Source organism: Paraburkholderia sediminicola, assembly GCF_046027355.1.
Lineage (GTDB): Bacteria > Pseudomonadota > Gammaproteobacteria > Burkholderiales > Burkholderiaceae > Paraburkholderia > Paraburkholderia sediminicola_B.
Window position 1 is genome coordinate 301,304 of the sequence record NZ_JAQQEK010000005.1, and the last position, 20,688, is coordinate 321,991.

The window sequence follows — 20,688 nt, forward strand, 5'->3', positions numbered from 1 at the left end:
CTCCGATACTTTAAGTGTGGCTCAGTTAAAAAAAGTGCCCGCCGGGGGACGGAGCACAAAACTGTTCGCCGTGGCATTACCGGCGCCGGCTGTCTGGTTGATCTGCACGATCCCGCTGATGTTCTTGAAGGCATCGCTGGAAATGGTTGCCTCGCGTACGCTATGAACCCCCACTGATTGCCCCAGACCTCCGTTTTTCGGGGCCGTCGCGGATAGCTCCCCATCCGAGACGGTCTCGACTCCGAGCGCCGCGGTGCCCAATTGGGTGCTGTTGCGCTGCAGATTTCCTGCTCCGGCGGACTGGTTTACCAGCACCGCACCGGATGAATTCGAAAAAGCATGGGCTTCGATCGACGCCCGCGCGTTCGTGACCTTCGCGGCCACGGTGGCGCTCTGCAGGCTGGCGTTGTCGTTGCCGACCACGCCGCCGTTCGACACCGTGATCTGATTGGCCTGCGCGTTGTTCAGGCCGGCCGTTTCGTTGACCGCGAACGCGCCCGTCACGCCGGCTGCCGCGCCGTTGGCGATGGTCGAGGTGGCGCCGATTTTTGGCACCGACTGCGCGTGGGCGTGGCTCGCCACCAAGGCGGCGCCCATGCAAAGGCACAGCGCCGCATGTAGCGAACGAAGCTTGAACTGGCCGATGTGCGGATTCACGAGCGGGCTCATTTCAACCCTCCGAGCGCACCGGTGAGCACGTTCGACAGCGGCGCCAGCGAGCCCGTCACCGACGAGGTGATGGTCCCGCCGATGCCCGGCGCGGGCAGGCCGATGCCGCCGGAATTGAGCGCCACGTTGTTGCCAGTCGCCTTGCCGCTGAGAATCTGGGTGACCGCTTGCATGCCGGTGCCGCCGAGCACGCCGCCGGCTGCCACGCCGCTGGACCCGTGCGCATTCGTCAGATCGGTATCGCCCACGATCTGAGTGACCGCCGGATTGAATGAATTGGCCGGGAAAGTGGTGGCGCGCACGGCGACCGGATCCTGACTCTTCGGCACCGGCACGAAGGCGTCGCGCGGCGTAACCGTGCGCTCGACGATGATGTCGCCCGGATTGACGGCCTGCTGCGCCGTGGCGTCGACGGCAAAAGAGACGCTGAGCAGGACCAGGACGCTTGCCAGTGCCGCCGGCAACGAGGTGTGCGGCGACACCCGCGACCTGAGTGCGCGCGGCGTCCGGATGGAGGTAGTCATGTCGGTCCTTGCTTGCGTCTTGTGTCTTGTTGTCTTGCCTGCGGGCGGTGTATCCGCCACACCGCCACCCCTGTTTGCTTCGTTGATTTGTTCGGCTACTTTCTTTGGTAGTTGGCGACGTTGCCTTGGGCGGCACGCGCCGCGTCGATCGGGATCGGTAAAGGCGAGGGCGGGGCGATCTCGTCCCACAGCGTCACGTTGTTGCCGCTGCCGCCATTGCCGCGCATGAGTTGCGGCGTGGTGGCGACCATCACCATGCCGACCGCGCCGCCGCGTTGCCGCGAGAGCACCTGGTCGTCGAGCGAAAAATCGTTCACGGATGCACCATCGGCCGGAATGCTCAGCACGTTGGCGGCAAGCTGGGAGAATGCGGTGGCGGCGCGCGTCGTCGTGTCAGATGAAGTGGGCGTGACGATCGTGTCGGTCGCGAAGGTGGCGGAGCCTGCATCGGCGGATTCCGTCAGCGTGGCGGATGGAGCCTGTCCGGCTTCCTGTGCGTTGGCGCCAATGGGCAGCACGATCAGCGCGATGACGGTGCAAAGTGCCGCGCATGGTGCAAGCTTGCCCAGATCGATGCGGAAAGCGAGTCGCATGATGTGTCTCCTTGGTGCACGGCATTTAGCGAAACGTGTGCCATCGCTCGCAATCCATTGATGCATGAGGATGCGAGTCAAAACGTGGGAGTCACAATTCAGAAATCGGACAAAAACGTTTCAGCGCTGAAACGGCGAGCAGGAAATACCTGTAATTCGTTAATCTGGCCGGTACGAACTACCTTGGGGTCTACGCCAGGAAAAGCGCTTCCACTAATGATTTATTCGTCGGCTGAATAACTGTTTATCGCCCGCGGAGCGGCACTGGGTAAGGAGTGCGCGATTAAATTCGCATAATTGTTTTCCAAGCGGCGCGCGTATAGTAAGCTCTCGAAAAAGAGCTTCAGATTTAAAAAAGCCCGCTAACGGGCCGTCTCAAACACACACGCCGCTTTCTTGGGGATCAGCTGTCCGCACGGAATGGAATGGCCGTTCGGTTTTTGCCATATCGCGAATCCCGAATGAGTCAGCGTGTCTGAACTTGTTTCAGGTGCGTGCGTCATCCTTAACGTTCGTTGACGAGAGGATCTGAATAATGGAACCCGCAACGCGGCAACTGATTTACGTTTCGCGCGATCCGAGCGCGGAGCTGAATACTCGGTTTCACCAGCGCGGCTGGCATGTGGAAGTCGTAGGGTCGGCGCGCGACGTGCGCCGGGCGGTTCGCGCCGGAATGGCGGCGGGCGGCCTGCTGGATCTGTCTAGCGAATTTCAGCCACACGAAATCGCCGCCTTCGAATCCTGCCTGACCATGCCGAACGTCGGCTGGGTCGCGGCCACCATGCCGGGACAATTGCAGGACGCCGCGTTGCGCCGGCTCGTGCGCGACTACTGTTTCGACTACGTGACGGTGCCGTATTCGGGCGACAGGATCGTCGATTCGGTGGGTCATGCCTACGGCATGATTTCCCTCGGCGAAACGGCTTCCAACGATGCATCGCAAGGCGCCGAAGGCGAAATGGTCGGCTCGTGCGACGCCATGCTCGCGCTGTTCCGCTCCATCCGCAAAGTGGCGATGACCGACGCACCGGTATTCATCTCGGGCGAATCGGGCACCGGCAAGGAACTGACGGCGGTCGCGATTCACGAACGCTCGGCGCGGCGCAATGCGCCGTTCGTGCCGATCAACTGCGGCGCGATTCCGCCGCATCTGCTGCAATCCGAACTATTCGGCTACGAACGTGGCGCGTTCACCGGCGCCAATCAACGCAAGATCGGCCGGGTGGAAGCGGCGAACGGCGGCACGCTCTTTCTCGACGAAATCGGCGACCTGCCGCTCGAAAGCCAGGCGAGCCTGCTGCGCTTCCTGCAGGAGCGCAAGGTGGAGCGGCTGGGCGGCCACGGCGCGATCGACGTCGATGTGCGCATCATCTCGGCCACGCACGTGGATATGACGGCGGCGATGATCGAAGGACGGTTCCGTTCCGACCTTTACCACCGCCTGTGCGTTTTGCAAATTGATGAACCGCCGCTGCGTGCACGTGGCAAAGATATCGAACTGCTCGCGCGGCACATGCTGGAGCGTTTCAAGAAAGATGCGAGCCGTCGCTTGCGCGGTTTCGCACCGGACGCGATCGCGGCGCTGCATAACTACGGCTGGCCGGGCAATGTGCGCGAGCTGATCAACCGCGTGCGGCGCGCCATCGTGATGTCGGAAGGCCGCGCGATCACGGCGCGCGATCTCGAACTCGCGGAATATGTGGAGATCGTGCCAGTGTCGCTCGCGCAGGCGCGTGAAGCGGCCGAACGTCAGGCGATCGAACTGGCGCTGTTGCGTCACCGCGGGCGTCTCGGCGACGCCGCGCAGGAACTCGGCATTTCGCGCGTCACGTTGTACCGGCTGCTGTGCTCGCATGGCATGCGCCACATGGAAGGGGAGCCGCTCGCCACGCCGCACGGCGAATTGCCGGCTTCGGTGCCGCATCTGTAAATCGTTTGACGAGCCTCGCGGGTCTCGTGGGCCGGTAAACGATTTCAGCGGTTCGTCCAGCGTGCGTTAAGCGGTTCTATGGCTGGCTTTATCTCATCCGCTCGCACCACCTCGCTTCACCTTTTCCCTCGATATTTTCGATGCCGTGCGCCATGACCGGGCGTCGACCGGCCGCGCTTGTTAAAATCGGGTTTTCCGCTCAATCTCCGTGGCGCCCGGATCGACCCGGTCAGCGTCCCGTCGAAGGAACCCGCATGAAACAATACCTCGACCTCGTCCGCACGATTCTCGACACCGGCACGTGGCAGGAGAACCGCACTGGCATCCGCACCATCAGCATGCCGGGGGCGATGTTGCGCTTCGACCTTCAGGAAGGCTTTCCTGCGGTCACCACGAAAAAGCTGGCGTTCAAATCGGCGGTGGGCGAACTGGTCGGGTTCCTGCGCGCCTCGCGCAGTGCCGCGGATTTCCGCGACCTCGGCTGCAAGGTGTGGGACGCGAACGCCAACCAGAATCCGCAGTGGCTCGCCAATCCGTATCGTCAGGGTCCGGACGATCTCGGCGACGTGTATGGCGTGCAGTGGCGCCAGTGGCCGGCCTACAAGGTGCTGGACGCGAACGCGAGCGCTCAGCTTGCCGATGCGACCGCACGCGGCTTCCAGGTGGTGACCGAATTCGAAGAAGACGGCAGCAACAAAATCCTGCTGTACAAGGCGATCGACCAGTTGCGCCAGTGTCTCGACACGATCATGCAGAACCCCGCTGACCGGCGCATTTTGTTTCATGCCTGGAACCCCGCGGTGCTGGATCAGATCGCGCTGCCGGCTTGCCATCTGCTGTATCAGTTCCTGCCGAATGTGGTGAGCAAGGAGATTTCGCTGTGCCTGTACATCCGCAGCAACGACGTCGGTCTCGGCACGCCGTTCAATCTGACCGAAGGCGCGGCGTTGCTGCATCTGGTCGGTCGTCTGACGGGTTACACGCCGCGCTGGTTCACCTATTTCATCGGCGACGCGCATATCTACGAGAATCAGCTCGACATGTTGCAGCAGCAGCTCAAGCGTGAGCCGTACGAAAGCCCAGCTTTCGCGATTTCGGACCGCGTGCCGGAGTATGCGAAAACCGGCGTGTATGAGCCGGAGTGGCTCGAAAAGATCGAGCCGTCGGATTTCTCGCTGGTTGGCTACCGGCATCACGAGCCGCTCACGGCGCCGATGGCCGTTTGATCGTCGGCCGGGTCGGTAAGCGGCCCGGGCCCGCACAAAGAAAAACCGCCGCGATGCGAATCGCGGCGGTTTTTTTATGCTTCCTGCCAACTCACAGGCGGGAGGCGCTCAGCCTTTGTGATGTTCGTCGCGGTTGCCGCCGCCCGAATGCTGCTCGCCATGCTGCGGCTGCGCTTGAGGATGTGGCTGCTGAACCTGCTGCGGACGCGGCTGTTGCTGCGGTTGCGGTTGCGGATGAACCTCCTGCCGAGGTTGTTGCTGCGCCTGCTGCTGACGCGGCTCGGGACGTGGCTGCGGTTGCGGCTGCGGATGAAACTCCGGTCGAGGTTGTTGCTGTACCTGCTGCTGACGCGGCTCGGGACGTGGCTGTTGCGGCTGTGGATTAAATTCCTGCCGAGGTTGTTGCTGCGCCTGCTGCTGACGCGGCTCGGGACGTGGCTGCTGCGGCTGTGGATTAAATTCCGGCCGAGGTTGTTGCTGCGCCTGTTGCTGACGCGGCTGTTGCATCGGCTGCTGGACGGGCTGCGGATGATATTCCTGACGCGGTTGTTGTTGCGCCTGGATTTCCGCCGGACGCGGCGCCTGCGGCTCAGGCTGCCGTTGCACCTGGGCTTGGGCCTGCGGCTGTGGCTGCGGCCGAACCTCCTGCTGACGCGCCTGCTGCTGTTGTTGCTGGATCGCCGGGTTCTCCACAGGACGCGGCGCGCCGTGCTGTTGCACACCGGGCTGCTGCACAAACTCTGGCCGTCCCGCTTGCGGTTGCGGACCGCCATGCTGCTGTGCTTGCTGTGCCTGCTGCGCCATCGGCGTGTGCGGCTGAGTCCAGGCCGGCTCGTGACGCCCGTTGACACCGGGGTTCACACCCGGCGGCTGACCCGCCTGTTGCGGCATACCGCGCTGCTGCTGCGCCATCGCCGCCGGATTGCCCAGGTTCGCTTGCGGCGGACGCGGAACACCGTTCGACGGATGTCCCATCTCACCAGGCTGTGGCCGCTGGTTGACCATCTGCGGCGGCGTACCCGGCCGCGCTTGCGGTTCGCCACCATGCGGTGCTTCACCCGGCCGCTGCCCGGCTTGTTGTTGCATGGCGCCCGGTCCACCCGGCGGCATGCCCGGCCGTGCTTGCGGTTCGCCGCCATGCGGCGCCTCACCCGGCCGCTGTCCGGCCTGCTGTTGCATACCGTTAGGTCCAACAACCGGCGCGCCAGGCGCCATGCCCGGCGCACGTCCGGCGATATGCGACTGCACGAGCCGCACATTCTGCACTGGCAGCGCGCTCGGGCCGCCCGCCATGTGCGCCGGCACCGAGGTCCGCACGATAGGCTGACCCGCGCCCGGCACCCGTCCGCCGCTTTGCGCGAAGCGTTGGGCGAGACTGTCGTGGTAAGCCGCCGGCATCGCGGGGCTACGCGTCGCCACCACAGGCCGCGTCATCACCGCTGCAGGCGGGCGGTAATTCGCATTGCGCTGGCCCGGCCCGAAGCTCTCCCGCACCGGCGCGATTCCCGGGCCGCCTGGGTTGATCCGCGCATTGCGCCATTGCCGCGGATCGACCTTCTGGGCGAAGCGCCCGACCGGCTGGCCGTGCACGAAGGCTGTCGCCGGCACTGCGGTCACGCCGCCCGGCGCGCGGTAGTTGATATACGTGTTGTGAATGTTGGTCACATTCACGTTGTGGTTGTAGTTGTTGACGCGGTTGTAGTAGCCGGGGCTCCAGTGATCGTGACCGCCCCAATGCGGATGCCACGGCTCGCCGGGGCCGAGCGGGAACCACGCGACACCGGCCGCGATCGTGCCGCCGATCGCCAGATCCACACCCCAGTTCACGCCGCCGCCGCCGCCGCCCACGAAGGCGACGAGTGCCGGAGCGTAGACCGGCGGCTCGCTGACCGCGACCGGTCCCGGCACCCACGCCCACGTGTCGTCGACCTGAGCCCAGCGGCCGTAGTGATAGGGCGCGAAGCCCCACGGCGCGTCGTCGACCCAGGTCCAGCCCCACGGCGCCTGCCACACCCAATGGCCGTCGTGATACGGCGCCCAGCCAGCGGGCGTACCGCGCGGCACCCACACTTCGCCATATTGCGGCGTGCTTTGCCACGTGCCATTGGCGTCGAGATCCTGGTAGCCGGGAATGTCGCGCGACACGTAGCGCGCCGACACCGAGCGGTCTTCCGCGGCGTCGCGGCTGGCGGCCCACTGATCGAAACCGTCGAGACCGGGCGCGCCGTTGTCGGCGACCTGTTGCAGGTTGGTGCCGCCGAAGCGGATCTGCTGGCCGGCCGCGACCGGCACCTGGCCGCTGTCGCCGTAGACCGTCGCGCCGCCGCTGCGCACGGTGACGGTGGTGCTGCTGCCGTCCGGCGCGACGTCGACGCGATAGTCGCCGGGACCGTCCAGGCTGAGCGCGAGATTCGGCGTATCGATTTCATAGGACGAGCCCGGCGCGAGTTCGCGCACGCGCGCCGACAACGTGCCCTGCGCGACTTTGAGCTGGGCGCTGTTGTCGTCGAGATTCAGCAGATCGAGGCTGGTGGATGGGCCGAGGCGCACCGCGGTCGAGCCGATGTGCAGCTCCGAGCGCGCGTTCTGATCGTTCCACAACTGGTCGCCGGTGGTGAGCGGGCGGTTGATCTGCGCGTACGACCAGTCCGTGGCGCCAGCCGGTTCGGTGGTCACGGCGCCCGCCGTGTAGTTCAGGCGCGCGACGCGGCCGGGCGGATCGGTGTTCTGCGTGGCGGCGGCGTTCTGCGGCGCCTCCTGACTTTCCTGAGCGAAGGTGGTCTGGCCTGCAAGGAGGAACGTGGCGGCTGCGATCAGCGTATAGCCGACAACCCGGCGGTTCGAAGGGCGGTGTGGGGTGACTGTTCTCATGATTTGGCTCCGACGGACGCGGCATCTTGCGGCATCCGTGCAGTCACTGTACCCGCGGCGTTTGTTTCAAGGCCCCCACTTTTGTAAGGCCGCCTCACCACCGTGTAACAAAAGGTCTCGATAAGGCGATTCGTAAGCGGATTGCCGAATTCCCGTAACCGCATCAGGCAGTCAGGCGCGCCTCACGCGGCGAGGAACGCATCGAAATGACGATGACCGGCCGGCGTGATGCGCAGGATTCGCGGCCGCTCGGCGCGCTCCACCCAGCCATGCGACGTCCACGAATCCAGCAACGCCGCGCCGAGGGCGCCGCCCAGGTGCGGACGCCGTTCGCTCCAGTCGGGGCAGGTGCAGGCAAAGCGGCGGCGCCGGCTCTTCTGAGCCGACATGTCGATGCCCCAGTCGGCGAGGCGGGCGGCGCCGTCGGCGGTGGCTTCCAGCGACGTGCCGTGCAGCGTCAGCAGCCCGCGTTCGACCAGCCGCTCGAACACGCGCACCGACAATTCGCCGGCCATATGGTCGTAGCAGGTGCGCGCGTAACGCATGTCGAGCGGCACGGTGCGCACGGGGCGCGGTACCGGACGCTGGGGTGCGCTGACCTGCGCGACGTTGGCGAGCGCTTCGATCGACGCGGCGATATCCGGCGACGCGATCCGGAAATAGCGATGCCGGCCGCGCACTTCGAGCGCGAGCAGGCCGCCGTCGGTCAGGCGCGCGAGATGGGCGCTGGCCGCCGATGGCGAGAGCCCGGCGATGATCGTCAGTTCGCCGGCCGGGCGGGCGCTGCCGTCCATCAGCGCCCACAGCATGGCGGCGCGGCCGGGGTCGGCGAGCAACGCGCCGATGCGGCTCAAGCCGGGAAAGTGGTTCTGTTCGTCTGCGAGGATGGCGGGCATTTGACGTCTCCAGAGGGCGGCGCGGTTAAGGCGCCATGCAGTCCACTGTATCGGGCTGCGCGATTCGATGTTTCAGCTTAGCGTGAACTGTCGAGTGCAGCAGCTACGAAAACACGGCAGGTGTGGCGCGCAGCGCTGATGAGCGCAGGCGCCCGAGAGCCGCGCTTTGGCGACGGGCGCAGGACAGAGCCGCTGCCGCTGATCCAAGCCGCGCTTTGATGGCGCGCAGAGCCGCCACCGGTGGCGCATGCCGAGCTTGGGTGTCGCGGAGGACCGCCGCCGGAGATGCATGCCGAGCTTAGGTGCCGCGCACGGCCGCCAGGCTAGAATCGAAACCTGTCCTAGCAGGAAACATGCTGTCATGAAAACTCTTCTGGCCGTCGTTGCCACGGCGTTGCTGCTCAGTGCATGCGCACAAGGCGGCGGCGGTTCGGGCGCGGGCACCGGTAGTATCACGATGTACGGCACAATCGACGAAGGCATCACCGTCCGCAAATAGGCGGCTGGCGAGCACCTCGACAGACGGCGGTCAGCGATTCGTCACGCTTGGCAGAAATTGATGCATCATTGTCATCTCTGCCATCGACGCTCATGTGACGATCAGGTCATCTCACTTCCGCAGTCTGGGACCTTTCGATGCCGCCATCCGCCGCTTCTGCTGCTTCCCCCGTTCCCACCCATTCGACCGGCCTGCGCGACTCCGATCCGCACGACCGGCGCGCCGCGCGCGTGCTGGCTGTCTGCCAGGCGCTGTACACCTCATCGGTATCGATCGATCTGACCTTAACCGGTCTGGTCGGCTACACGCTCGCCGACGACAAGGCGCTCGCCACGCTGCCGTTCTCGCTAATCACCGTCGCCGCGGCGCTCACGACGATCTTCGCGTCGTTCCTGATGGCGCGCGTCGGCCGGCGCGCGGGCTTCGTGCTCGGCGCGGGCGTCGGCGCGCTCGGCGGCGCGGTTTCGGTCTGGGCGATCTTTCATCACAGTTTCTGGGCCTTCTGCGCCGGCACGGCGACGGTCGGCGTGTTCCAGGCGTTCGCGCAGTATTACCGGCTCGCCGCCGCCGATGCGGTCGGCGTCGAAGACAAAAGCCGCGCGATTTCGACCGTGCTGGCGGGCGGCGTGGTGGCCGCCGTCTGCGGGCCGCTGCTTGCGGCGTGGAGCAAGGACTGGCTGGCGCCGGTCGCGTTCGCGGGTTCGTATGCGCTGGTGACGGGCTTCGGGCTTTTATCGATTGCCTTGCTGGCGCTCCTGTATCGCGACGCGGCGCCCATCGTGAGCACGACGGCGACTCACGAGGCGGCGCGGCCGCTCGGCGAGATCGTGCGGCAGCCGATCTTCGCGGCGGCGCTCGCCAACAATGCGCTCGGCTACGCCGTGATGATGTTCGTGATGACCGCGACGCCGATTGCCGCGGTCGCCTGCGGCCACACGATCGGCGACGGCGCGGCGATCATCCAGTGGCACCTGGTCGGCATGTTCGCGCCGTCGCTCTTTTCCGCGCGGCTGATCAAACGCTTCGGCGTGCTGCAGGTGATCGGCGCGGGCATTGCGCTGTCGGCGCTGTGCGGTGTGCTCGCCTTGCGGTCGACCGATCTGCCGCATTTCTACGCGGCGCTCGCCTGTCTCGGCGTGGGCTGGAATTTCATGTTCGTCGGCGGCTCGACGTTGCTCGCGCAGTCGTACCGGCCGTCGGAGCGCGCCAAGACGCAGGCGACCAGCGAATTCACGACGTTCGCGTTTTCCGCGCTGGGTTCTCTGTTTGCAGGCCAATTGCTGGCGCGCTTCGGCTGGGCGACGATCAATGTCGCGATTTTTCCGCTGCTCGCGGCGGCGGCGCTGGCTACGCTCGGCTACGCGTGGTCGCGTAAGCGGCGGTTAGCCGCGGAGGTGTCCTGATGGCGGTGCGTCATATCGTTTTCGCGGTCGCACCGGATCTGGTGCTGCTCGACGCTTGCGGGCCGCTGGAGGCGTTCTGGCGCGCGGAGTTGACAGTCGCCGGGATGGCGGGAGCGAGTGTCGCCCAAGCCGTGGACAGTGGCGAGGGAGTCGCCCGCGACGCGGGCCGATCGGGTATATCGAGCAGTGGGGCAAATTCGGACAGTTCGGACAGTTCGGCCAGTTCGGCTAATTCGGATAGTTCAGCCAGTTCGGCCAGTGCGGCGAGCTTTGGTCGCAGCGCGCCACAGCCCGTGGCTTACCGCACGACGGTCGCGTCGATCGACGGCGGCATACTTCAGACTTTCCCCGGCCTGCCGATCGTCACCGAACGGCTCGATTCACTCGACGACCAACCGATCGACACGTTGATCATTCCCGGCGTCCCGATCGACGAACACTGCAGCTTGCAGCCGGAACTCGTCGCCTGGATCCGTCGCCATGCGTCGCGTGCGCGGCGCGTATGCTCGGTGTGCACCGGCGCGTTCTATCTGGCGGCGGCGGGGCTGCTCGACGGCCGCCGCGCGACCACGCACTGGCGCGACGCCCCGCGCCTCGCGCGCCGCTTTCCTAACGTCCACGTGGATGCGGATCCGATCTTTATCCGCGATGCCGGGCGCCACGAAGGCGAAGGCGTGGTCTGGACCTCGGCAGGCGTGACGGCGGGCATCGATCTGGCGCTGGCGCTGATCGAGGAGGACGTCGGCCATGCGGTCGCGATGCAGGCGGCGCGGCGGCTGGTGGTCTTCATGAAGCGGCCCGGCGGCCAGTCGCAGTACAGTGCGGCGCTGGCGGCCCAGGCCTCGGCGAACGGCCCGTTCGAGGCATTGCATAGCTGGATGGCGGCGCACTTGCGCGACGACCTGTCGGTCGAACGGCTCGCCGAGCGAACCCGGATGAGCCCGCGCACTTTCGCGCGGCGCTATGTCGACGAAGTCGGCCGCACGCCGGCTAAAACCGTCTCGGCGCTGCGGCTCGAAGCGGCGTCGCGTGCGCTCGCCGAATCGCGCCGGCCGCTCAAGCGGATCGCCCTCGACTGCGGCTTCGGCAGCGAACAGAACTTGCGGCGGGCGTTTTTGCGACGTTTCGGCGTGCTGCCGCTCGATTATCGCGAGCGCTTCATGTCGGCGGTTGCGCCGCGAAGCGGAGCTATTGCCGAAGTCGCTTCCGAGATTGCCGAGGCGAGCTGAACGCGCGCGCACAAGCAAAGCGCCTCGGAGCGAGGCCGGCTCCGAGATTCTCCAGGCGAATTGAACGCACGCGCAACGAAAGCGCGTCGAGGCGAGGCCGCCTCCGAAGTTGCCGAGGCAAACGTCGCGCGAACGCAAAACGAAAGCTTCCCGAAAGCAAAACCCGCGCTCCCACCGGATTTCTCCCGCCCGCCGCATCCCACCCACGACGGGCCAATATTGCGCTCGTATAATCGCCTCCTTTCAATGCATCCGATTGACCGGAGTCAAGATGAGCACCCCTCCCGTAGCGCCGCTGGACCGTTCCGAAACCACTTTCCGCTTTCTGGCCGAGCCGAGCTCGGTCAACTTCGGCGGCAAGGTGCACGGCGGCGCGTTGATGAAGTGGATCGACGAGACCGCGTACGCGTGCTCGGCGGTGTGGTCCGGTCGCTATTGCGTGACGGTCAGCGTGGGCAATATCCGCTTTCGCCGGCCGATTCTGGTCGGCAACCTGGTCGAGTTGCGCGCGCGGGTCGTGGCCACGGGCCGCACCAGCATGCACATTCATGTGTCGGTGCAGGCGGGCGATCCGAAGGGCGGCGAGCTGCTGCAAACCACGGATTGTCTGATCGTGATGGTCGCCGTCAACGAGAACGGCCAGCCAGTGCCCGTGCCGGCCTTCGTGCCGGAGACGGACGAACAGAAGCGCCTCGCCAGGTACGCGATCGACGTGAAGGAAGCGCTCGACGCGATCGTCGAACTGAAGCCGGAAGAAGTGGCGCAGGGGAAGGTTTGAGCGACGCCCGCAGGCGCCGCTCGCGGGCCGCGCGAAGCTGATATCCGCGCGGCCCGCTGTTGTTCGAATCACGCTGGCCTGGAGGGAGCGCGTTGGCTCGCTGCCAAGCCGGCCGCCACCCGTGCGTGATTACGCAGTCGGTCAACCCGCCGAATTCCCCACCATATCCTTCGGCTGCACCCATTCGTCGAACTGCTGCTCGGTGACAAAGCCGAGCGCGAGCGCCGACGCCTTCAGCGTGGTGCCTTCCTTGTGCGCCTTCTTGGCGATCTTCGCGGCCTTGTCATAGCCGATGTGCGGATTGAGCGCCGTCACCAGCATCAGCGATTCGTTGAGCAAGGTATCGATGCGCTCGTGATTCGGCTCGATGCCGACCGCGCAGTTGTCGTTGAAACTGTGCGCGCCGTCGGCGAGCAGGCGCACCGATTGCAGCACGTTGTGCGCGATCATCGGCCGGAACACGTTCAGTTCGAAGTTGCCGCTCGCGCCGCCGATATTCACCGCGACGTCGTTGCCGAACACCTGCGAGCACAGCATCGTCAACGCCTCGGACTGGGTCGGATTGACCTTGCCCGGCATGATCGAGCTGCCCGGCTCGTTCTCCGGAATCGACAGTTCGCCCAGGCCGCAGCGCGGGCCGCTCGCCAGCCAGCGAACGTCGTTGGCGATCTTGTTCAGGCTCGCCGCCACCGTCTTCAACGCGCCATGCGCGAACACCAGCGCGTCGGCCGCGGCCATCACTTCGAATTTGTTCGGCGCCGAGACGAACGGCAAACCGGTCTGCTTGCCGATCGCCGCCGCGACCTTGTCAGCGAACTGCGGATGCGCGTTCAAACCGGTGCCGACCGCGGTGCCGCCCTGCGCCAGTTCGTACAGATGCGGCAGCGCCGACTCCACGTGACGAATGCCGTGCTCGAGTTGCGCGACGTAGCCTGAAAACTCCTGACCGAGCGTGAGCGGCGTGGCGTCCTGCAAGTGCGTGCGGCCGATCTTGACGATGTCGACGAAAGCCTTCGCCTTGCCGTCGAGCGTATCGCGCAGCGTCTTCAGCGCCGGCAGCAGATGCTTGACGATCGCATACGCCGCGGCCACGTGCATGGCGGTCGGAAACACGTCGTTCGACGACTGGCCGCGATTCACGTCGTCGTTCGGATGCACCTTGCGCGCTTCGCCGTGCTCGCCGCCGAGCAGCTCGCTCGCGCGATTCGCGATCACCTCGTTGAGGTTCATGTTGGTCTGCGTGCCGGAGCCGGTCTGCCAGACGGCGAGCGGAAATTCATCCGGATGCTTGCCGTCGATGATCTCGTCGGCGGCCTGCATGATCGCCTTCGCCTTGCTTTCGTCGAGCACGCCGAGGCCCAGGTTGACTTCGGCGGCGGCGCGCTTGATGACGGCCAGCGCGGTGATCAGTTCAGGCGATTGCTTCTCGGTCGAAATGCGGAAATTCTGCAGCGAGCGCTGAGTCTGCGCGCCCCATAGACGAGCGTTCGGCACGGCGATCTCGCCGAACGTGTCACGCTCCATTCGTACATCTTCTGTCATGTTCCACTCCGCTGTTCAAAGTTCTGCGTTGACGGGCAATAGGGAGAATAGACCTGTTAGCGCATTCCGGTACAAACCGGCCTGCGGATCGAATATGTAGGTGCGGCGCGCGCCGTTATCGACGTCGGTCCACACGAGCGGCGAGAGTGGCGCGCCGATCGAGCGCAGATAGGCGAGTTGCGCGTCGTCGGCGAGCGTGACGCGATAGCTTTCCTCGGGCGCCGTGGCGCGCTCGAAGATCTGCGCGACCTGTTCGGCGAGCGGCGGACTGTGGATCACCAGCGCCAGTTCGGTGTTCAGATTGGCCGAACGCGGGTCGAGGTTCATCGAGCCGATCACCAGAATCTTGCGATCGATCACATACGTTTTCGCATGCAGGCTGGCGCGCGAATGCGAGCCGGCAAGGCCCGCGCTCGGCGTGTTCTGCTGCGGCTTGAATTCGTATAACTCGACACCCTGTTTCAGCAGCGGTACGCGAAACGGACTGTAGCCGGCCTGCACGGCGACCGCGTCGGTGGCGGCGAGCGAATTGGTCAGCACGGCGATGCGCACGCCGCGATGCGTCAGTTCGCCGGCCGCCTTGACGCCCGTATCGTGCGGCACGAAGTAGGGCGAAATGATCAGGAAGTCCTTCTGCGCATCGCGCATCAATTCGCCGAGCCGCTGCATCGGCGGACTCACATAATCCGGCGACGGATGTACGATCTTATCCGGCGAGTCCGCTTTGAACTCGGCCGGCGCCCAGGTCAAACCGAGCTGATCGTTGGCGATCTGCGAGGCGAGCGGCGTGGCGTTCAGCGGCTTGGCGTTGTACGGATCGGCGTTGGTGCGCCAGTGCTGACGCAAGTCGTCGCGCGTCTGGTCCAGTTCCTTCGCGTCGAACTTCTGCTTGTTCAGCACGCGCAGCGGATAGGCGATGCTGCTGTTCCAGTAGTCGTCGAAACTTGCGGAGACGTCGGCGGTGATCGGGCCGGCGGCCAGCACGTCGAGATCGCGGAACTGCAGCGTTTCGCTCGCGCTGAAATATTCGTCCCCGAGATTGCGGCCGCCCACGATCGCTATCTGGTTGTCCGCGATCATCGCCTTGTTATGCATGCGGCGCGTGAAATGGCCGATCTGCGTGAACACGTTGGTGGTGCGTTCGAACACGCCTTCCTGCGCGCTGCCGAACGGATTGAAGACGCGAATCTCGATCTTGTCGTGCGAGTTCAAGCCCGCCATCACCTGGTCGATGTCCTTGAAGTTCAGGTCGTCGACCAGCATGCGCACCCGCACGCCGTGATCGGCCGCATAGAGCGCGGCGCCGAGCAGCAGCTTGCCGGTGGCGTCCTCGTTGGCGATGTAGTACTGCATGTCGAGCGTTTTGGTCGCGGCGCGCGCAAGTGCGATGCGCATCTGCAAGGCGTCAGTGCCGCTCGCCAGAACCCGGAAACCGGATTGACCCGGATGTGCCGCTTCGAGCGGCGCGAGCGCCGTGTGCAGCGGAGTCGTTTCCGTGACGGGGAGTGCGTGGGTAACCTGACGGTCGAACGCGGTGGCGGGCGGTCTGGTCGCGCAGGCAGTCAAAAATGCCGTTGCGCAGCACAGCAGGAAGAAATGTCTCGTGGTCCCCCAAGGGGACTTCCTTCGGGGCATGCTGGACGCGCACGTGCGCTGCAGTGCGGCCCAGCTTTGATCTTGATGCGACGGCACGCTTTTCCCCTAGTTTGCAGGCTTCTCATGGCGACAGCGGGTGAGCGACTCACGCTGTCGAGAAATGCATTCTAAGGGGAATCAGGCTGATGGATTTTTGTTCTTGCACACGGTCTCGGCGATGGGCCTTTCGCGTTCGGCGGCGTGCATTGCGGGCTCTGCCGAGACGTCGTGGACGCACCGGCAGAAGCTGCTATTGAATGCCGATCGTGCAGGCAGCGCGCGTCGGGATCGTGAAGCAATCGCGACACGCGCGGCGTGTCTGTTACCCGCGTTCGGCGTTCAACGCCCGCTCGCCATCCACATGCGTGGAGCCTTTCGCGGGACGTCCTGCCCAGTACCCCGCCAACAGCGAACCCGAGAGGTTGTGCCACACCGAAAACAACGCGCCGGGCAAGGCCGCGATCGGCGTGAAGTAGAGCTTGCCGAGCGTCGCGGCGAGACCCGAGTTCTGCATGCCCACTTCGATCGCGAGCGTGCGGCACACGGCTTCGTCGAAACCGAGCAGACGGCCGCCCCAATAGCCGCCGAGCAAACCGATGCCGTTATGCAGCACCACGCCCAGCATCACCACGAGGCCGACCGACGCGATGCTCTTCTGCGTGCCGCCCACCACCGCGCCGATGATCAGCACGATCGCGACCATCGAGATTAGCGGCAGGATCGGTTCGATCTTGCGCACGACCTTGCCGAACAGATGATTGACGATCAGGCCGACCACGATCGGCAACGCGACGATCTGCAGAATGCTCATCAGCATGCCGTGCACGTCGACGGCGATCGACGCGTCCACATACAGACGCGTGAGCAGCGGCGTCGCGAACACGCCGACGAGTGTCGACAGCGCGCTGATCGTCACCGACAACGCGACGTCGCCGCGTGCCAGATAGATCATCACGTTCGACGCCGTGCCGCTTGCCACGCTACCTACCAGCACCATGCCGGCGGTGAGATCCGGCGGCATGCGCAACGCCTTGGCGATCACCCAGGCGGCGAGCGGCATGACGAGATAATGCAGCACGATGCCGGCGATCACAGGCGCGGGTCGCGTGAAGACGCGCTGGAAATCGGCCACGGAGAGCGTGACGCCCATCGCCAGCATGATGATTGTCAGCAGCGCGGTGACGTGCGGCGCGATGCCGGAGAACGACGCGGGCGAGAAGTACGCGGCAATCGAAACGAGCACGGCCCAGAGCGGGAAAAGACGGGTGACGCGGGCAAGCATGACGGGTGGTCCTTGGTTATGTTTTATCGCGAGAAGCAGGGGCGGTCGAGCGGTGCGCCACCGATGGTGGCGCACTGTCGGGAGTCTGCCGCGTGAGCGCGGCAAGCCTTGATGGCGGGTGATGAGCCTTCGGGCGGCGCTGGCCTTTTTGAGGCGCGCGAGCGGGTTGTCGGCGTAGGGCGCGGGTGCGCGTCTCTACGCCGGAACGCGATATTTTACCGTTTGCGGCGAATTCCTCGTGCCTCTATGGTTGCACGCGCAACTAGGCGCGCATCGTTCGACGGGGGTTGGGCGGCGGTGCGCCGAGTGTGGCCGCACCGCGTTGCAGGTTCAGCTTCACGCGGATTTGGCTGACAACGAGCCGTGCGTTGCCGGACCGCGCCGCTGGCGCAGCTTCTCGCGTGATTGCCCTGCGACCCAGCGGGCGCGGCCAGCACACGCATCTAACCCAGCGTCAAACGGGTTTGACCGGCGACGCGCCAGACGCGGCCGGCACGCGCTGCAGGCTCAACTTGTGAAAACGCAGCGTCATCAGCAGCGCGACGCTTGCGAGGCCGGCCGCGAGTCCCCACCACAAACCGCGCGCGCCGAGACCGAAGTGAAACGCCAGCGTGTAGCCGGTCGGAAAACCGATCACCCAGTAACCGAACGCGGCGGCGATCATCGGTACACGGGTGTCCTTCAGGCCGCGCAGACAGCCGGAGCCGACCGTCTGCATGCCGTCGACGATCTGAAAGATCGCCGCCACGCCGAGCAGTGAGCTCGCGAGCGCGACCGTGGCCGCGTTGGCCGGATCGTCGAGATGCAGGTAGAGGCCGACGATCCAGTGCGGCGCGGCGATCAGTACGAGGCCCGACAGCGTCATGAAGGCGACGCCGAGCGCGAGCGCGACAAAACCGGCGTGGCGCGCGGCGAGCGGCTGGCCGGCGCCGGACCAGAATCCGACGCGCACGTTGGCCGCCTGGCCGATCGCGAGCGGCACCATGAAAGCCACCGAGGCGACGTTCAGTGCAATCTGATGCGCGGCCAGTTGCGACTCGCCGAGCAGGCCGACCATCAGGCCGGTGGCGAGAAAGAGGGTGGACTCGACGCCGTAGGTGATCGCGACCGGCCAGCCGATGCCGAACAGTTCGCCCATCAGCGGCACGTTGGGCCGCGTGGCGACGACGAAATGGCGATAACGCGGGCGCAAATGCAACAGCGCCATCAACACGAGTGCGCTCAGCCAGACGGTGATCGAGGTCGCGGCCGCCGAACCGAGGAAGCCGAGCCGCGGCAAACCATAGGCGCCGTGGATCAGCCCGTAATTGAGAAAACCGTTCACGCCGACGCTCGCCAGCGACACCCACAACAGCCGTTTCGCCGCACCGATCGCCGGCAGAAACGAACGCATCAGGCCGACCCCGATCAGGCTGCCGAGCGAGCCCCAGCGCAGCACCGCCGAATATTCGCCGACGTTGTGCGCGAGCAGCGTGGGTTCGCCGAAAGCGAGCAGGATCGGCGTGGCGAACGAGAGCAGGAAGAACGCCGGCACCGACAGCAGCACGGACAGCACGAAGCCGGTCCAGTAGATGTGCGGCACGCGGCCTTCGTCCTGCGCGCCGCGTGCGTGCGACACGCTCACGCTGACCGAGGTCAGCACGCCTTGCAGCAGCGTGACCACCACGAAAAACAGATTCGCGCCGAGGCCGCCGGCGGCGAGCGCGTCGGGGCCGAGCGAGCCGAGCAGGATCGTGTCGGTGACGCCCATCGCCATTTGCGAAAGTTGCGCGATGGCGAGCGGCGCGGCGAGCCGCGCGGTGTCCGCCGCGTGGCGGGTCAGGGTCGGCGGCCGGGCGGCCACCCGGGTGATGCCGGATTGAGTCATGGAGCGCCTGGCGGCGGAAGTGGCGACAGCGCGACGGCGGGCGCGACGAGCGCGCGGGCGGTGGCGAGGGCGGCGGCTCGATGAGCCTCGGCGAATGCTCGAGGCAGCCGCCGGCCGGGTGTGTCAGCCGATTGTTTGTTTGTCGAAACTGACAGCTTATTGCTTAGACGCGGCGATGTCGATGGAAGAGGCACGATTTTGGTGCGCGCGTTCCTCCGAGTTTCCGGACCACAGGCGATGGCTCGTGTGTCAAGCCTCGTGGACCGCGATCCGCGTGTCGCCGAGCAGCACGACCTGACCCGCGCGGATTTTGCAGGTCTTACGCGTTTCGACCCGGCCGTCGACGATGACCGCACCGTCCGCCACCATCATTTTTGCCGAGCCGCCGCTGTCCGCCAGCCCCGTTATCTTCAGGAGATTGTGCAGTTCGACGTAGTCGCCGGTGAGCGTGAAATCGAGGTTGGGCATGGCGTTTGCACCTTCAGGCAAAGGGTTCGCATCATAAGCCAGAAGCTTGCCCTGGATGACGTTCGCGGTGTGCGCCGTCGTTGTGTGAGCATCTGCAAGCAGATGTTATGCGATTGTCAGAAAGTGAAACGTTCCGTAACGACGGTCGTAAAACACGAACTTCACTCGTAAAGTACAGATCAGTAGGGAAAGCCTGCTGGATTTTTATCTGGCAGCGAGCAGACCGGGCGAGGCACGCAGAGCACGCTCATGCAGCGGCTCAAATGCGCAGCGCCAGACAGGTCGCCCGCGTCACAACAACTTTAGAGAGGATTAGCCATGACCCAGATTCGTACGCTTCTGATCGGTACCGCCCTTACGGCTCTCGCTTCCACGGCCGCGTTTGCGCAGACCGCGCAACCGGCAGGAGGTACGGACGGTCAGCCGCAGGTTCAGATGCAAGGCGCGGATGCCGCGACCGCCGCCCCTGCCGCGCAAGGCGTGCAACCGGTGACGCCGGCACCGACGCGTCTGACGGCATCGGGCTCGACCGATCCGCTGGTGCAGAAGCGCGACGCCAATGCGAAGGCTAACGCCGAATATCGCGCGTCGAAGAAGGCATCCAAGGCGGAGTTGAAGGACCAGCAGAAGGCCGCCAAGGTCCAGTACAAGGAACAGGTACGCGACGCCAAGACCAACCAGAAGGCGGATAAGCAGACCGCCAACAACGAAATGAAGATGAACATGCAAGGCCAGACGGGCGACCAGTCGGACGGCGCCGACGTCAAGCACTAAGGCTGAGTTTTGATCGAGCGGCGTGGCGGCGTGGTTTGCCGCCGCGGCCGCTTTAACGGACTTTTCAGGTCCGGGCATCTCGTTTGAATGGAGGTATCGCATGAGCATTACCCAGTCCACGAAGACCACGCTTGTCGCCGCGTTGATCGCGGGTTGCCTGTCGTCGGCTGCGTTCGCGCAGGCTAGCGATCCGGCTGCGGCGCCTGTTACCCATGCCGACAAGAAGGCGGCCAAGGAACAGTCGAAGGCGGACAAGAAAGCGTCCGTCGCGCAGGCCAAGGCCGATAAGACGAAGACCGATGCGCAGGCCGACGCCGACAAGGCCAGCGCCGACGCCAATGTGAAGGATGCGAAGAAGCAATAGCAGGCTTCGCGGAAGCGGCAGACGTGGGGCGCGTGAACGTCCCACTGTTGTGCCTGCGAAAAATGGCCCGTGCGCATTGGTGCGTCGGGCCATTTTTTATTGGCTTGTTTTCGCCCACGCGGCCGGCTTGAAAATGCA

At 65.3% G+C, this 20,688-nt stretch carries 18 protein-coding genes; 8 read left to right on the forward strand and 10 right to left on the reverse strand.

The annotated features are described in order from the left end of the window. Positions 1–21: 21 nt before the first annotated feature. The 3 genes from PQR42_RS11595 to PQR42_RS11605 all read right to left on the reverse strand — a co-directional run bounded on the left by PQR42_RS11595 (position 22) and on the right by PQR42_RS11605 (position 1,786). Positions 22–669 (reverse strand): FapB/FapC family functional amyloid domain-containing protein, encoded by a 648-nt coding sequence (locus tag PQR42_RS11595; protein ID WP_408206892.1) that lies wholly within the window; start codon positions 667–669, stop codon positions 22–24. Beyond that, positions 666–1,193, reverse strand: a complete 528-nt coding sequence (locus PQR42_RS11600; RefSeq protein ID WP_408385783.1) for a FapA family amyloid fibril periplasmic chaperone — start codon at positions 1,191–1,193, stop codon at positions 666–668. The genes PQR42_RS11595 and PQR42_RS11600 overlap by 4 nt, the downstream gene beginning before the upstream one ends. Positions 1,194–1,288: 95 nt before the next feature. Next, positions 1,289–1,786, reverse strand: coding sequence for a hypothetical protein (locus tag PQR42_RS11605; RefSeq protein WP_408206888.1), 498 nt, complete (start codon positions 1,784–1,786; stop codon positions 1,289–1,291). 535 nt (positions 1,787–2,321) lie between these two features. Here PQR42_RS11605 and PQR42_RS11610 point away from each other — a divergent pair. Both PQR42_RS11610 and PQR42_RS11615 read left to right on the forward strand, forming a co-directional pair. Continuing rightward, positions 2,322–3,716 (forward strand): sigma-54 dependent transcriptional regulator, encoded by a 1,395-nt coding sequence (locus tag PQR42_RS11610; RefSeq protein WP_106283797.1) that lies wholly within the window; start codon positions 2,322–2,324, stop codon positions 3,714–3,716. A gap of 254 nt (positions 3,717–3,970) precedes the next feature. After that, positions 3,971–4,942 (forward strand): thymidylate synthase, encoded by a 972-nt coding sequence (locus PQR42_RS11615; protein ID WP_408206885.1) that lies wholly within the window; start codon positions 3,971–3,973, stop codon positions 4,940–4,942. 108 nt (positions 4,943–5,050) lie between these two features. Here PQR42_RS11615 and PQR42_RS11620 read toward each other — a convergent pair whose 3' ends face one another. Both PQR42_RS11620 and PQR42_RS11625 read right to left on the reverse strand, forming a co-directional pair. Then, a complete protein-coding gene (locus tag PQR42_RS11620) occupies positions 5,051–7,813 on the reverse strand; it encodes a DUF6600 domain-containing protein (protein WP_408385785.1) in 2,763 nt (920 codons plus the stop codon). A 182-nt stretch (positions 7,814–7,995) separates the two neighbouring features. Beyond that, a complete protein-coding gene (locus PQR42_RS11625) occupies positions 7,996–8,709 on the reverse strand; it encodes an ArsR/SmtB family transcription factor (protein WP_408206881.1) in 714 nt (237 codons plus the stop codon). A gap of 361 nt (positions 8,710–9,070) precedes the next feature. Between PQR42_RS11625 and PQR42_RS11630 the strand changes: the two genes are divergently transcribed. From PQR42_RS11630 to PQR42_RS11645, 4 genes are all read left to right on the forward strand, one after another. After that, a complete protein-coding gene (locus PQR42_RS11630) occupies positions 9,071–9,208 on the forward strand; it encodes a hypothetical protein (RefSeq protein WP_408206879.1) in 138 nt (45 codons plus the stop codon). 137 nt (positions 9,209–9,345) lie between these two features. Beyond that, on the forward strand, positions 9,346–10,611 hold the full coding sequence (locus PQR42_RS11635) for an MFS transporter (RefSeq protein ID WP_408385786.1): 1,266 nt from the start codon (positions 9,346–9,348) through the stop codon (positions 10,609–10,611). Beyond that, positions 10,611–11,840 carry a GlxA family transcriptional regulator gene (locus PQR42_RS11640; protein WP_408385788.1) on the forward strand — a complete coding sequence of 410 codons (1,230 nt, stop codon included), beginning with the start codon at positions 10,611–10,613 and terminating at the stop codon, positions 11,838–11,840. The genes PQR42_RS11635 and PQR42_RS11640 overlap by 1 nt, the downstream gene beginning before the upstream one ends. A 271-nt stretch (positions 11,841–12,111) precedes the next feature. Beyond that, entirely contained in the window at positions 12,112–12,618 is a 507-nt protein-coding gene (locus tag PQR42_RS11645) for an acyl-CoA thioesterase (protein WP_310814291.1), read from the forward strand. A gap of 141 nt (positions 12,619–12,759) precedes the next feature. Here PQR42_RS11645 and fumC read toward each other — a convergent pair whose 3' ends face one another. The 5 genes from fumC to PQR42_RS11670 form a co-directional block, all read right to left on the reverse strand. Next, positions 12,760–14,160 (reverse strand): class II fumarate hydratase, encoded by a 1,401-nt coding sequence (gene fumC, locus PQR42_RS11650; protein WP_408385790.1) that lies wholly within the window; start codon positions 14,158–14,160, stop codon positions 12,760–12,762. Positions 14,161–14,175: 15 nt separating this feature from the next. Further along, positions 14,176–15,795, reverse strand: a complete 1,620-nt coding sequence (locus PQR42_RS11655) for a phospholipase D family protein (RefSeq protein WP_408385792.1) — start codon at positions 15,793–15,795, stop codon at positions 14,176–14,178. Positions 15,796–16,117: 322 nt separating this feature from the next. Next, positions 16,118–17,077, reverse strand: a complete 960-nt coding sequence (panS, locus tag PQR42_RS11660; protein WP_408385794.1) for a ketopantoate/pantoate/pantothenate transporter PanS — start codon at positions 17,075–17,077, stop codon at positions 16,118–16,120. Between the two features lie 454 nt (positions 17,078–17,531). After that, positions 17,532–18,944: an MATE family efflux transporter gene (locus PQR42_RS11665; RefSeq protein WP_408385796.1), complete on the reverse strand. Its 1,413-nt coding sequence runs from the start codon at positions 18,942–18,944 to the stop codon at positions 17,532–17,534. Positions 18,945–19,193: 249 nt separating this feature from the next. Continuing rightward, positions 19,194–19,412, reverse strand: coding sequence for an RNA-binding S4 domain-containing protein (locus PQR42_RS11670; protein ID WP_408385798.1), 219 nt, complete (start codon positions 19,410–19,412; stop codon positions 19,194–19,196). 318 nt (positions 19,413–19,730) lie between these two features. Here PQR42_RS11670 and PQR42_RS11675 point away from each other — a divergent pair, with 318 nt between their 5' ends. Both PQR42_RS11675 and PQR42_RS11680 read left to right on the forward strand, forming a co-directional pair. Next, positions 19,731–20,186, forward strand: a complete 456-nt coding sequence (locus PQR42_RS11675; RefSeq protein ID WP_408385800.1) for a hypothetical protein — start codon at positions 19,731–19,733, stop codon at positions 20,184–20,186. Positions 20,187–20,286: 100 nt separating this feature from the next. Beyond that, positions 20,287–20,550, forward strand: coding sequence for a hypothetical protein (locus tag PQR42_RS11680; protein WP_408206862.1), 264 nt, complete (start codon positions 20,287–20,289; stop codon positions 20,548–20,550). Positions 20,551–20,688: the final 138 nt, after the last annotated feature.